Source organism: Sinorhizobium alkalisoli (assembly GCF_008932245.1).
Lineage (GTDB): Bacteria > Pseudomonadota > Alphaproteobacteria > Rhizobiales > Rhizobiaceae > Sinorhizobium > Sinorhizobium alkalisoli.
In genome coordinates this window covers 3,195,929-3,209,296 of the sequence record NZ_CP034909.1, presented here as the reverse complement: position 1 = coordinate 3,209,296, position 13,368 = coordinate 3,195,929, and the positions used below count along the sequence as shown (strand labels likewise).

Annotated in this window: 12 protein-coding genes and 1 pseudogene; 5 read left to right on the top strand and 8 right to left on the bottom strand. The window is 62.8% G+C overall.

Annotation, left to right across the window (positions count from 1 at the left end):
* Positions 1-149: 149 nt before the first annotated feature.
* A complete protein-coding gene (ccmB, locus tag EKH55_RS15410) occupies positions 150-809 on the bottom strand; it encodes a heme exporter protein CcmB (RefSeq protein ID WP_069458796.1) in 660 nt (219 codons plus the stop codon).
* On the bottom strand, positions 806-1,429 hold the full coding sequence (ccmA, locus tag EKH55_RS15405; RefSeq protein WP_069458795.1) for a heme ABC exporter ATP-binding protein CcmA: 624 nt from the start codon (positions 1,427-1,429) through the stop codon (positions 806-808). The genes ccmB and ccmA overlap by 4 nt, the downstream gene beginning before the upstream one ends.
* 268 nt (positions 1,430-1,697) lie before the next feature.
* On the opposite strand from ccmA, the gene acnA reads away from it, so the two are divergent.
* The 3 genes from acnA to EKH55_RS15390 all read left to right on the top strand — a co-directional run bounded on the left by acnA (position 1,698) and on the right by EKH55_RS15390 (position 6,153).
* Complete coding sequence (gene acnA / locus EKH55_RS15400) at positions 1,698-4,388, top strand: aconitate hydratase AcnA (protein WP_151611764.1); 2,691 nt, start codon at positions 1,698-1,700, stop codon at positions 4,386-4,388.
* 219 nt (positions 4,389-4,607) lie between these two features.
* Complete coding sequence (locus EKH55_RS15395) at positions 4,608-5,396, top strand: DUF1223 domain-containing protein (RefSeq protein ID WP_069458970.1); 789 nt, start codon at positions 4,608-4,610, stop codon at positions 5,394-5,396.
* Between the two features lie 349 nt (positions 5,397-5,745).
* On the top strand, positions 5,746-6,153 hold the full coding sequence (locus EKH55_RS15390) for a DUF2794 domain-containing protein (protein WP_106407850.1): 408 nt from the start codon (positions 5,746-5,748) through the stop codon (positions 6,151-6,153).
* A gap of 141 nt (positions 6,154-6,294) precedes the next feature.
* On the opposite strand, the gene EKH55_RS15385 is transcribed toward EKH55_RS15390, so the two are convergent.
* The 4 genes from EKH55_RS15385 to EKH55_RS15370 form a co-directional block, all read right to left on the bottom strand.
* A complete protein-coding gene (locus EKH55_RS15385; protein ID WP_151611763.1) occupies positions 6,295-6,852 on the bottom strand; it encodes a GNAT family N-acetyltransferase in 558 nt (185 codons plus the stop codon).
* A 262-nt stretch (positions 6,853-7,114) separates the two neighbouring features.
* Positions 7,115-7,852, bottom strand: coding sequence for a Bax inhibitor-1/YccA family protein (locus tag EKH55_RS15380; RefSeq protein ID WP_069458793.1), 738 nt, complete (start codon positions 7,850-7,852; stop codon positions 7,115-7,117).
* 289 nt (positions 7,853-8,141) lie between these two features.
* On the bottom strand, positions 8,142-10,697 hold the full coding sequence (locus EKH55_RS15375) for an ABC transporter permease (RefSeq protein ID WP_069458792.1): 2,556 nt from the start codon (positions 10,695-10,697) through the stop codon (positions 8,142-8,144).
* On the bottom strand, positions 10,694-11,419 hold the full coding sequence (locus EKH55_RS15370; RefSeq protein WP_069458967.1) for an ABC transporter ATP-binding protein: 726 nt from the start codon (positions 11,417-11,419) through the stop codon (positions 10,694-10,696). The genes EKH55_RS15375 and EKH55_RS15370 overlap by 4 nt, the downstream gene beginning before the upstream one ends.
* Positions 11,420-11,489: 70 nt before the next feature.
* Between EKH55_RS15370 and EKH55_RS15365 the strand changes: the two genes are divergently transcribed.
* Both EKH55_RS15365 and thpR read left to right on the top strand, forming a co-directional pair.
* A complete protein-coding gene (locus EKH55_RS15365) occupies positions 11,490-12,131 on the top strand; it encodes an arylesterase (protein WP_069458791.1) in 642 nt (213 codons plus the stop codon).
* Positions 12,132-12,243: 112 nt separating this feature from the next.
* Complete coding sequence (gene thpR, locus EKH55_RS15360; RefSeq protein ID WP_069458790.1) at positions 12,244-12,831, top strand: RNA 2',3'-cyclic phosphodiesterase; 588 nt, start codon at positions 12,244-12,246, stop codon at positions 12,829-12,831.
* A gap of 67 nt (positions 12,832-12,898) precedes the next feature.
* Here thpR and EKH55_RS29765 read toward each other — a convergent pair.
* Both EKH55_RS29765 and EKH55_RS15350 read right to left on the bottom strand, forming a co-directional pair.
* Positions 12,899-13,144, bottom strand: a pseudogene (locus EKH55_RS29765) (arsenate reductase/protein-tyrosine-phosphatase family protein); the annotation flags it as partial.
* Positions 13,145-13,245: 101 nt separating this feature from the next.
* The gene (locus EKH55_RS15350) at positions 13,246-13,344 is read right to left on the bottom strand and encodes an arsenate reductase/protein-tyrosine-phosphatase family protein (RefSeq protein ID WP_083265333.1); all 99 of its coding nucleotides are present in this window, start codon (positions 13,342-13,344) and stop codon (positions 13,246-13,248) included.
* Between the last annotated feature and the right edge of the window lie 24 nt (positions 13,345-13,368).

Below are 13,368 nucleotides of genomic sequence, written 5' to 3'. Positions count from 1 at the left end.
GGTCGCTGTAGCACTTCGATTTGCTGCATATTTCTATCCCTGGATCGAAGTCGATCTAAGGAATTATGCAGTGGTCAATCACGATTGCGTTACGGTCCGCCGAGATCCACGCCTGGACGGGCTTTCGCCTCGCGTTCGTGCGGTCGACCTCAATCGGCCGAATGCCGAAGCGCGGCAGCGGCCGCGACCGGCCCGATCACCGCGAAGAACAGGGTTATCGCCATCAATATCATGAATGGCGGCAGGAAAGGGGCCGGATCCTGGATCGCCGCATAGACGGCGCTGACGCCGAAGATCAGCACGGGCACGGCGAGCGGCAGCACAAGGATCGAGACGAGCAGGCCGCCGCGTGGCAGCGCCACGGCAACCGCCGCGCCGACCGCGCCGATGAAGGTGATCGCCGGCGTGCCCGCCAGAAGCGTGACCACGGTGGCTCCGATCGCGACTTCGTCCATGTTCATGAACAGGCCGAGAAAGGGTGAGGCGACCACCAGCGGCAGGCCGGTTGCGGCCCAATGGGCGGCGCATTTGACGAAGACGGTCAGGAGGAGCGGCGTCTCCTGCATCAAAAGCAGATCGAGCGAGCCATCCTCGCGTTCCGCCTGGAAAAGCCGGTCGAGACCAAGCAGCGAGGCAAGCAGCGCGCCGATCCAGAGGATGGCCGGGCCGATGCGCGCGAGCAGATTGAGATCCGGTCCGACACCGAAGGGAATGACGGCGACGATCGTCATGAAGAAGAGGACGCCGATCATCGCGCCGCCGCCGGCGCGCACGGAAAGCTTCAGGTCGCGGAAGAAGAGGGCGATCAATGGACGAACCCCGTCATCTGCAAGGTCTGCGCCCGGCCGATGCCGAGCGGCTGGTGGGTTGCGGCAATCACGATGCCGCCCCGCGCGAGATGGTCGGCGACCAAACCGGAAAAGAGCCTGTCGGCGCCGGCATCAAGTGCCGCGGTCGGTTCGTCGAGGATCCAGATCGGCCGGTAGGCGACGAGGAGCTTTGCCATCGCCATGCGCCGTTGCTGGCCGGCCGAGAGATAGCCGAAGGGCAGATGGGAGATGCCGGCAAGGCCGACGGCTTCGGCCGCCGCGGCAAGATCGATCCCGGAGCCGCCGGGAGAATCACCCAGAAAACGCTGCCAAAAGGAAAGATTTTCCTCCACAGTCAGCTCTCGCTTCATCGCATTGCGATGGCCGAGATAGTGGCTGAGCTCGCGCGGATGCTCGAAACCGGCAGGTGCGTCTACAAGAAGAAGGCTGCCCGATTCGGCTGCGAGCAGGCCCGCCAGAACGCGCAGCAAGGTGGACTTTCCGGAGCCGTTCGGACCCGTCACGAGGAGCGCTTCACCGGCTGCCAGCGCAAAGGAAATATCGTTAAAAATCAGTTCCTCGCCACGCCTTGCACTCAAACCTTCTACCAGCAGGCGCATGAATTCTAAGCTTTCCTCGACGCTCTTGCCGCAGGGCAAAAAAAGTTCCGTTTGGACCTTGGTTGGTCTGGCACGATTTCAAGAAATTATCTATAAGGCGGCCAACACGCCAGCGGTCGGCGTGAATTTCATCCAAGCGCCGAACATGGAATGACATTCCACGTACGGACAGCGGAAATGGCCGCACCCGCATCCCATTTTGCGCTTCTCAGGCGCTCGGGCGTTCGTACGTCAGCTTTTGGCGATCAGACGGAACGGGGTATTTCCAGTGTCCAAATCCCTAGACAGTTTCAATTGTCGCTCTACGCTCACGGTCAATGGCGTGGATTATGTCTATTACAGCCTTCCGAAGGCGGAGGCGAACGGCCTTGCCGGCGTTTCGAAGCTTCCCTATTCGATGAAAGTGCTGCTGGAAAACCTGTTGCGCAATGAGGACGGCCGATCCGTCACCAAGCAGGACATCGAAAACGTCGCCGCCTGGCTCGGCGACAAGGGCACGGCGGAAAACGAAATCGCCTACCGCCCCGCACGCGTGCTGATGCAGGATTTCACCGGCGTTCCGGCGGTCGTCGACCTCGCGGCCATGCGCGACGCCATGGTCTCGCTCGGCGGCGATCCGGAAAAGATCAATCCGCTCGTCCCCGTCGACCTCGTCATCGACCATTCGGTCATCGTCGACGAATTCGGCACGCCGACGGCCTTTGCGCGCAACGTCGAACTCGAATATCAGCGCAACGGCGAGCGCTACCGCTTCCTCAAATGGGGTCAGCAGGCATTCAAGAACTTCCGCGTCGTGCCGCCCGGCACCGGCATCTGTCATCAGGTGAACCTTGAGTATCTGGGCCAGGCCGTCTGGATCAAGGAAGAGGACGGCGAGACGATCGCCTATCCGGACACATGCGTCGGCACCGACAGCCACACGACGATGATCAACGGCCTTGGCGTGCTCGGCTGGGGCGTCGGCGGCATCGAAGCGGAAGCAGCGATGCTCGGCCAGCCGGTGTCGATGCTCCTGCCGGAAGTCGTCGGCTTCAAGCTCACCGGCAAGCTCAAGGAAGGCGTGACGGCGACCGACCTGGTTCTGACCGTCGTGCAGATGCTGCGCAAGAAAGGCGTGGTCTCGAAATTCGTCGAATTTTTCGGCCCGGGCCTCGACAACATGACGCTCGCCGACCGCGCGACGATCGGCAACATGGGCCCGGAATACGGCGCGACCTGCGGCTTCTTCCCGGTCGATGCCGAAACGATCAATTATCTCACCATGTCCGGCCGCGAAGAGAGCCGCATCGCGCTGGTCGAAGCCTATTCCAAGGCGCAAGGGATGTGGCGCGAGGGTGACGGCTCCGACCTCGTTTTCACCGACACGCTCGAACTCGACCTCGGCGACGTCGTGCCGTCCATGGCCGGTCCGAAGCGCCCCGAAGGGCGCATCGCGCTCGAGAACATCGCGTCCGGTTTCGCGGCCGCGCTCGACAACGACTACAAGAAGCCCGGCCAGCTTTCGAACCGCTATGCCGTCGAAGGCACGGATTTCAACCTCGGCCATGGTGACGTCGCGATCGCGGCGATCACCTCCTGCACCAACACCTCGAACCCGTCGGTGCTGATCGCGGCTGGCCTGCTCGCCCGCAACGCCGTCGCCAAGGGCCTGAAGACGAAGCCGTGGGTCAAGACCTCGCTCGCGCCCGGATCGCAGGTCGTCGCCGAATATCTGGCGAAGTCCGGTCTGCAGGTCGATCTCGACAAGCTCGGCTTCAACCTGGTCGGCTTCGGCTGCACCACCTGCATCGGCAACTCCGGCCCGCTGCCGGGCCCGATCTCCAAGACGATCAACGACAAGGGCCTGATCGTCGCGGGCGTTCTTTCCGGCAATCGCAACTTCGAGGGCCGCATCTCGCCGGACGTCCAGGCAAACTACCTCGCCTCGCCGCCGCTCGTCGTCGCCTACGCGCTCGCCGGCTCCGTCCAGAAGGATCTGACCAAGGATCCGATCGGCGAGGACCAGGACGGCCAGCCCGTCTACCTCAAGGACATCTGGCCGACCTCGCAGGAGATCCAGGAGTTCATCTTCAAATACGTCACCCGCGAGCTCTATGCGACGAAATACGCGGACGTCTTCAAGGGCGACGAGAACTGGCAGGCCGTGCAGGTTCCGGCCGGGCAGACCTATGCCTGGGATGGGGCCTCCACCTATGTCCAGAACCCACCCTATTTTGTCGGCATGGGCAAGACGGGCGCCGGCATTTCCGATATCAAGGGCGCGCGCGTTCTCGGCCTTTTCGGCGACAAGATCACCACCGACCACATTTCGCCGGCCGGTTCGATCAAGGCCGCGTCGCCGGCGGGTTCCTACCTGCTTGGTCATGGCGTCACGGTTGCCGACTTCAACCAGTACGGCACGCGCCGCGGCAACCATGAGGTGATGATGCGCGGCACCTTCGCCAACATCCGCATCCGCAACCACATGCTGGGTCCGAACGGCAAGGAAGGCGGCTATACAATCCACTATCCCTCCAAGGAGGAGATGTCGATCTATGACGCGGCCATGCAGTACAAGGAAGAGGGCGTTCCGCTCGTCATCTTCGCCGGCGTCGAATACGGCAACGGCTCGTCGCGCGACTGGGCGGCCAAGGGCACCAATCTTCTCGGCGTCAAGGCGGTGATCGCCCAATCCTTCGAGCGCATCCATCGCTCCAACCTGGTCGGCATGGGAGTCATCCCCTTCGTCTTCGAGGAAGGCATGACCTGGGAGTCGCTGGGGCTCAAGGGCGACGAGGTGGTGACGATCGAAAACCTTGCCAATGTCCAGCCGCGCGAAAAGCGCATTGCCAAGATCACCTATGGCGACGGCTCGGTGAAGGAAGTTCCGCTCATCTGCCGCATCGATACGCTGGACGAGGTCACCTACGTCAACAATGGCGGCATCCTGCAGACGGTTCTGCGCGATCTCGCTGCCTGAATACAGAATATGGAACTTGGAAGCCGGGGCGTCAGCCGATGCCCCGGCTTTCTCCCGTGCTGAGCATGCAGAATAGCAAGGCGATCCCGCGCATTCACGACGCTGTTTCCCGCGCTTTGCGGATGGTCACTCCAACGTGACTTTCTGTTGAGGGCGGGCCGTCGTATGTAAAGTCATGCCTTCCACGGAAAGATGAGCGCCGATCGCAAAAGTGAAGCAATGACACTCGCCTTCAGACCAATGATCCGTCATCTCGTGCTGACGATGGGGCTTTTCGGCGCCTTGAGCGGCGCGGCTGCTGCTGACGGCGGCAAGGCGTTCAACGGCCGCGCGATCAAGGGCGTCGTCGAGCTTTTCACCAGCCAGGGCTGCTCATCCTGTCCGCCGGCGGATGCGGCGTTGAAGACGCTGATCGACGAGGGCGACGTCGTGGCGCTCGCCTATCACGTCGACTACTGGAACTATCTCGGCTGGGCGGACACGCTCGCCTCCAAGGAAAATACCGAGCGTCAATACGCCTATGCCCGGATGCTCGGACGCAATGGCGTCTATACGCCCCAGGCGATCCTGAACGGACGGGACCATATGAACGGCTCCGACCTGCAGGCGATCAGGAGCAGGCTCGAGACGATGCGCGCCGGAGACAAGGGACTTGCGGTGCCGGTCGAGGCGGCGATGGCCGGTGACGGCATCTCGATCCGGGTCGGTGGCGGCGCCGGCAAGGCGAATGTCGTGGTGGTCTATTTCGACCGGGCCCGGGTGGTCAATGTCGAACGGGGCGAGAACAGGGGCAAACGCATTGCCTATTGGCACGCGGTGCGAGACATCCAGACGATCGGCCTGTGGGACGGCACACCGACGCAGTTCACCTTGCCGGCCTCGGTCCTGATCGAGGGCCGCGGCAATAGCGGCTGCGCAATCCTGCTGCAATCGATGAAGGACAAGGAGACGCCCGGCGCGATCCTTGGTGCGGCAACTATTCTCGCCGGACCGCAGGGCAAACTTTAGCGCATCGTTCGTGTCGGGCGAGTGGCTAAAGGAGGCGGACGCACAAATCGGGGCATCAAGGGGTGGTTCGGCCCGGCAGCATCGAGGGGCTGGGGCTGAGGGTTCGAAGTTACCGGACCGAACCGGCCATGCCTGCGTTCGGGAACCTCCCGCAGCATGACGACCTGTCCGGACAAACGGTGGCAACGACTCTGTCCGGCAGCGAACGGAGTTTTGCGGTGAATTGGGGCGGCGATTTGACTGAATTGCGGCAAGGGTAAGAATTGCCGGTATTAATCAACAGCATCCGGCTTGCTTTTCGGCTCGTGTCAGGCAAACTGTCATGGACCTGTCACATCAGAAGGCCGAAATGCCGATGACCGATCAACCGGATTTGATGCGAGGCGAACCGCGTCACCAGGGCCAGACCACGGATGTGGTCGTTGATCTTCACGAGTACAAGAAAGCCAAAAACCCACCTCCCGTCACGTTTCAGCGCCGTGAGCTGGACCAGATTTTCAAGGTCTATGGCCGCATGGTTGGCGAGGGCGAGTGGCGCGATTATGCGATCGACCACACGAAGGAGCGTGCCGTCTTCGCTGTGTTCAAGCGCGCCGGAGAGGTGCCGCTCTACCGAATCGAGAAGAACCCGAGACTCACTCACAAACAGGGCGCCTACAGCGTCGTAAACGCCAGCGGCATCGTCTTGAAGCGCGGTCACGAACTCGCCCAGGTGCTCAAGGTTTTCGACAAAGTGTTGAAGCTCGTCCAGACCTGAACGCGGCCGATCACGGTGGTCCTCCGCCCGCCTGCCTCTAATCCGACCGACGGCCATTCCTCTTCCCGCTGCTGGATGTCTCCTTCGATCGACCTCGATTTAAGGAGACATGCAGCAATTTCGCGTTCAGGACTTTGTGAATCAGCCTTGGTAGAGCGTGTCCGGATAGACACCCTCCGTCGGCGGCGTTTCCATCCCCTCACCAAGCGGCCTTTGCATGATGGCCGTGTCCAGCCAGCGGCCGTGCTTGAAGCCGGTCGCTTTCATCAGCCCCTGATGCTCGAAGCCGACGGCCCTGTGGAGTGCGATCGACGAAGGATGCGCGCCGCCGATCACCGCCACCATCTGGCGAAAGCCAAGGGCAGTACACCGGCTCACCAGTTCCTTGAGCAGAGCCCTTCCGATCCCTTTCCCCCGGGCCTCGGGTGCGAGATATATGGAATCCTCCACCAGGAACCGATAGGCGGTGCGGGTGCGGAAGGCGGAGGCATAGGTATAGCCGAGGATCGCATCGCTTTCATCGAGGGCGACCAGGTACGGATAGCCGCTGCCGGTGATGGTCGTGAGGCGAAGCATCATCTCGGCCTCGCTCGGCGGCGTCACCTCATAGGTCGCGACACCGTTGAGGACGGACTCGCGATAGATTTCGGTGATTGCAGGAAGGTCGGCGACGGCAGCATCGCGGAGGGTGAACGTCATCGCAGTCATTGTCGGTTGATCGCCTCAGCGCATAGGTCCGAAAATCGGAGCCGATCGATGCGCAGATTCTGAGAGCTACAGCAAGCTTTGCGCGTCTGAAAACACGCACGACGCTGTAGGCTGTCATGCCATCTGCAGACACACAAAAGGCAACTGCGCAGGTCGAATGTGTTGCATCGCACGGAATGCCCGAGCCGATCAAGGCTAATAGGCTCAACAAAAAAGGCGGCCGGAGCCGCCTTTTCGCCATCCGTGTCGCTGGCTACTCGTTCTTGTTGCCAAGGAACTGCAGCAGGAACATGAACAGGTTGATGAAGTCGAGATAGAGCGTCAGAGCGCCCATGATCGCCTTGCGGCCGGCAACCGCGACATCGTCGGCCTCAAAGTACATTTCCTTGATCTTCTGCGTGTCGTAGGCGGTCAAGCCGGCGAAGACCAGAACGCCGATCACCGAGATGGCGAAGCCGAGCGCCGAAGAGGCGAGGAAGATGTTGACGATCGACGCGATGATCAGGCCGAAAAGACCCATGATCAGGAACGTGCCGAAGCCGGACAGGTCCTTTTTCGTCGTGTAGCCGTAGAGCGAGAGGGCGCCAAACGAGGCAGCCGTCACGAAGAACGTCTGCACGATGCTCTGGCCGGTGAAGACCAGGAAGATCGAGGACAACGAAAGGCCCATCAGCGCCGCGTAGATCCAGAAGGTAGTCTGGGCGGCCGAAACGCTCATGTTCTGGATGCGGAAGCTCAGGAAGAAAACCAGCGCCAACGGGGCCAGCATCACGACCCACCGGAGCGGCGACGCGTAGATGAGCTGGGCGAAAGCCGGGTTGGAGACGGCAAGCGCGTAGGTTCCGTAAGCTGCCACGCCGGTGATCGCCAGGCCAAGCGCCATGAGGTTGTAGACCTTCAGCATGTAAGCGCGAAGGCCTTCATCGATTACGGCACCCGCCTGAGCGCCGGCGGGCGACATCCGGGTTTGGTAGTTTCTCAGATCAGCCATTGTTTCCTCATTTAAGCCCCGGTTTGTGTGACGGTGTCGGGCGGCGGTCTGTTGACGCGCCCAGGCGCCGCTGCGGGGCTCCAGCATGCCTGCCGAGAAATATGATGTTGAAACGCGTCACGCACAAGGGTGGAACGTCCGGAATCGCGCGAAAGCGGGGCTTCGGAGCATCAAACAAGAGTGATTTACGGTTAATTCGGGCTGCGTGACGTTTTGGAGGGCGCGCGCAACCGAAGCCGTCGGCGAGATCGCCGGGCGCGGCAAGAGAATCCGCGGCCCCTAGGGGACTTCAGAGTTCGCGCAGCACCGGAGCCGCCTTCTGCCCGAGAATGCGCCAGGTCCCGGCAAGTCCGATGCCGACGGTCACCACGAGCGCGACCGCGACCGTGGCGACGGCGACATCGGGCAGGAAGCGCGACGGCAGCATCATGATGCGGCTGACGATGAACCAGGCCGAGACGCCGCCGGCAAACAACGCGAAGAGGGCGGTGGCGAGGCCGAGGATCACATATTCGTAGCTGAAGGCCCGGATCAGCGTTGCACGGGTGGCGCCGAGCGTCTTCAGGACCACCGCATCGTGGATGCGCGCCCGGTTGCCGGCGGCGAGCGCCCCGGCCAGAACCAGGACGGAGGCGATCAGGGCGACGGCGGCCGCTGCCCGGATGGCCGTGGCCAACTGGCCTAGCAATGCATTGACGATGTCGAGCGCGTCCTTGACGCGGACGCTGGTGATCGTCGGAAAGGCGTTGGTGACGGCTCGAAGCGCCGAGGCCTCCTCCGCTGGCGTGGCCTCCGGATCGATGATTGTCGCGAGCCAGGCATGCGGCGCCCCGGCGAAGGTGTTGGGCGAGAAGACCATGACGAAATTGATCGACAGCGATTCCCATTGCACCTCGCGGAAATTGGCGATCCGGGCGGTGACGTCGCGGCCGAGCACGTTGACGGTGACGGTGTCGCCGAGCTTGAGGCCGAGCTCGCCGGCCTCCTCCGCCGAGAAGGAGACGAGCGGTTCGCCGCTGTAGTCCGCTGGCCACCAGGCGCCTTCCGTCAAAATCGAATTCTCCGGCTTGTTCTTCGCATAGGTGATGCCGCGGTCGCCGCGCAGCACCCATTGACCGCCGGGCGGCACGGTGCGCCTGTTCACGTCCTCGCCATTGAGCGCGACGATGCGCCCACGCAGCATCGGCACCTCGACGACCTTGCCCCTCGGCATGGCTTCGCCGAGAACCGAGCGGAAGCCGTCGATCTCGCTGCCTTGAATATCGACGAAGAAGAAATTGGGCGCACGCTCGGCCATGTTGCCGGTGAGCTCGCGCCGAAGATTGCCATCGATCAGCGCCAGCGTCACCAGGAGTGCGAGGCCGAGACCGAGCGACAGCACGACAGACGGCGTCAGGGCGCCGGGTCGATGGATATTGCCGATCGCCAGTCTCAGGGCCGGAGAGTGGACGTGTGGGCTGCGTCGCGCGAGCCAGGCGATCAGCAGCGCGACCGCCCTCAGCACGACGAAGGCGAAGGCGACCGCGCCGAGGAAGACCAGCGAGATGTAGCGGTCATAGGCCGCCCAGACGGCAAGCCCGGCAAGCGCCGAAAGGCAGGTGAGCGCACCCGCGAGATAGGGCCAGGCGGGGATGCCGGTCGGCTCGAAACCCTGCTGGCGGAAAAGCGCGGTTGCCGGGATCCGGCGTGCTTGCCCGAGCGGCAGGATCGCGAAGGCGAGCGCCGTCAACAGCCCGAAAAGCGCCGCCAGGCCCAGCGCCGAAGGAAACAGCTCGAAATCGGTCGAGACCGGCAGCATGTCGGCGAGAAACTGGGCGGCGACGAAGGGTATGAAGGCGCCGAACACGAGGCCGATGGCAATGCCGATCAGCGCGATCATCAGGATCTGGGCCAGATACACCGTTGCGACGAGCGATGCCGGTGCGCCCAGGCACTTGAAGGTGGCGATCACGCTGCGCTTGCCGTCCAGATAGGACCGCACCGCATTGCCGACGCCGACGCCGCCGACAATGAGCGCCGTGAGACCGACCAGCGTCAGGAACTGCGAAAAGCGGGTGATGTTGGCGGTCAGCGACGGTGCGGCATTGCCGCTCGTGCGTATCGACCAGCCGGCGGACGGGAACCGGTGCTGCGCTTGCGCCCGGATGACGGTGACTTGCGCCGGATCCTGGAGCCTGATCTTGTAGCTGTGCTCGACGAGGCTGCCCGTTTGCACCAGTTCAGATGCGGCCAGTGCCTCCGCGGAAATCATCAGTCGCGGTGCAAAGCCGAATCCGTCGGAAACGGCGTCGGGCTCGCGAAGAAGGGTGGCAGCGATGCGGAGACGGGCATTGCCGATCAGGAGCTCCGCGCCCGGGACGATCCCGAGCCGCTCGAGAAGCAGCGGAGCGGCGACGGCGCCGTATGTATCACCATCCTTGGCCAGCAGGTCGGAGAGCGGTGCCGCTGGCTCGCTTTTAAGGGTGCCGTAGAGCGGATAGGCGCCGTCGACGGCCTTCAGTTCCACCAGCGCCTGGTTCGATCCGTCCGGGAGCCGCGCCATCGAGCGCAGGCCCGCAGACACGGAGATCCGCCCGAGGCCGTCCAGAAAGGTGCGCTCCTCGGAGGTGGCGACGCGGCTGTTGAGCTCGAACCGGATATCGGCGGCGAGCAGTTGCTGGCCCTCGGAATCGATCGTCGCGCTGATCGATTGCGCGAGGGAATTGACGCCTGCGATAGCGGCCGTGCCGAGTGCGATGCAGGCCAGGAAAATATAGAAGCCGCGGAGCCCGCCGCGCATCTCCCTCAGTGCCAGCCGAAGTGCCAGAACGGGACGAAGACGGTGGATCGCGGCTGCCGCATTCATGCGGAGGCCACCCCCTGACGGGCCGAGGCGGAGAGCGGCTGGGCTTCGGCGCCGGAGACGATCTCGCCGGAGCGGACCCTTACCTGCCGGCTGCAGCGCGCGGCGAGCGCCGCATCATGGGTGACGAGCACCAGCGTCATGCCGCGCTCGCGCTGTTCGGAGAAAAGCAGGTCGGCGATCTGGCGGCCGGTCTCGGCGTCGAGATTGCCGGTCGGTTCGTCGGCAATCAGGAGTTTCGGCGAGGGCGCCAGCGCCCGGGCGATCGCCACGCGCTGCTGCTCGCCGCCGGAAAGCTGGCCGGGGTAATGCGTCAGGCGCTCGCCGAGCCCGACCGCGACCAGCTCCTGGCGCGCGATCTCGAAGGCATTGCGGACATTGGCGAGCTCCAGCGGCACCGCGACGTTTTCAAGCGCGGTCATATTGGGGATCAGGTGGAAAGACTGGAAGACGATACCGATGTTGCGGCCGCGGAAGTCGGCCACCTTGTCCTCGTTCAGGCGATGCAGAGGCGTGCCGTCGACATAGATTTCGCCGCTGTCGAGCCGTTCGAGGCCGGCAAGCACCATCAGCAGGGTGGACTTTCCCGAGCCCGACGGACCGACGATGCCGATCGATTCGCCCGCCTGCACCGTGAGGCTCACGCCCTTCAGCACGTGCACCGAGGCCGCCGCCTCACCGAGAGTCAGCTCCGCATTTTTCACCTCGATGATGGTTTCTGCCACGCGAAACGGCCCTATATGAAAGAAAGATGGAATAACGAAATGATTGCTGCCGGCATTTAGGAACCCATCCATGGCTTTAAAAGATTTGTTGCCCGTTTTCTTCGGCGTCGCAATGACAATCGCGTTATCGGCCGTTGCGCGCGCCGAGACGATCAGCCTCGTCGGCTTTGGCGACAGCCTGATGGCCGGCTATCAGCTTGCCCCGGACGATGCCTTCCCGGCGCGCCTTGAACAGGCGCTGAGGGAAAAGGGCTTCGACGTCACGATCGCCAATGCGGGCGTCTCGGGCGATACGACCGCCGGCGGCCTTGCCCGCATCGACTGGTCGGTACCGGATGGGACGAAGGGCGTCATCCTCGAACTCGGCGCCAATGATGCGCTACGGGGAATTGCGCCGGAAGAGACGCGCAAGAACCTCGATGCGATGGTTGCGCGGCTGAAGCAACGCGGCATCGCCGTACTGCTTGCCGGCATGCTGGCGCCGCCGAACATGGGCGGCGACTATGCGGCACGCTTTAACCCGATTTATCCGGACCTCGCGAAAAAATACGATCTCGCCCTCTATCCGTTCTTCCTCGACGGGGTCGCGACCGAGGCGGGCCTCAAGCTCGAGGACGGGATGCATCCGAATAGCGACGGCATCGGCCTGATGGTGGAACGTTTCCTGCCGACGGCCGAGCAGTTCATCGCCGCAGTCCAGAAAGGAGAGTGATCGCGATCCACAGGTAAGGAAACGTTAACGCCTTCGCCCGTTAAATAATGGTTGCGTGTATGTCGGATGCGTGATTCGCTGAGACATCTGCAAGAGATTCGGGGAGCTCGCCATGCCGAGACTGTTCACCGCCCTCGAAATTCCCCGCAATGCAGCATTGAGCCTTTCTCTGCTGCGCGGAGGCCTTCCCGGAGCTCGTTGGATCGATGTGGAGAATTACCACATCACGCTGCGCTTCATCGGCGACGTCGATTGGCGGACTGCCAACGAGGTTGTCGACAGCCTCGATCGGATCGAACGGCCGGAATTCCAGCTGCAACTGACCGGCACCGGCGCCTTCGGCTCGAAGAAACCGCATTCGGTCTGGGCCGGCGTCAGCAACACTCCCGAAATGTTCGCGCTGCAGGCGGAAATCGAACGCATCTGCCAGCGGCTTGGCCTTGCAGCGGACCCGCGCAAGTTCACCCCACATGTCTCGCTCGCGCGCCTGCGGTCCTCACGCGTCGAGGACGTCGTCGAATATCTCTCCGGACGGGGCAACTTCGTCACCGCGCCCTTCACGGTCTCGCGCTTCGTTCTCATGTCCTCGCGCGATTCGGTCGGTGGCGGGCCTTACGTGACGGAAGAGGTGTTTCCGCTTCATGAAGCGCACTCCAGCTTCGCAAGTAGCGAAGAGCACCCGGCCTCCAGCATCTGGTAAAGCGCTTCGAAGGCGGGGTCGATTTCGTATTGGGGTCCGGCACGTCAGCGTGCCGGCCGAGCGCGTAGTCCATGAAAAGATGCACCTTGTGCGCTGACGCCATCGGAGCGAGTCCGCTGACGGTGCGAACGTTGTGTCCATCCATGCCGAGGATCAGCTCGAATTTGTCGAAATCGGCGACGCGCAATTGGCGTCCGCGCATGTGACGGATGTCTATACCATGGGCGTCGGCGACCGCAATGGAGCGCCTGTCGGGCGGATCGCCCGCATGGCCAGGCACTGGTCCCGGCGGAATCGACGGAGATCGTAGCATCGCGTCCTGCCCGCATCGCTACTGCATGTCTCCTCTAATCGACCTGGATTTAAGGACAAAGACATGCAGCAATTCAAAGTGCTACAGCGACCTTTGCGCGTCTAACAAGACGCGCGGCGCTGTAGGTGACGCATGATCCCCGCAAGAGGCGACCGGCAAATATTGCCGAGACAAACGAAAAGGATTTTCGTGTCTTTCATCGTCTTCACTTGTCATAATCGATG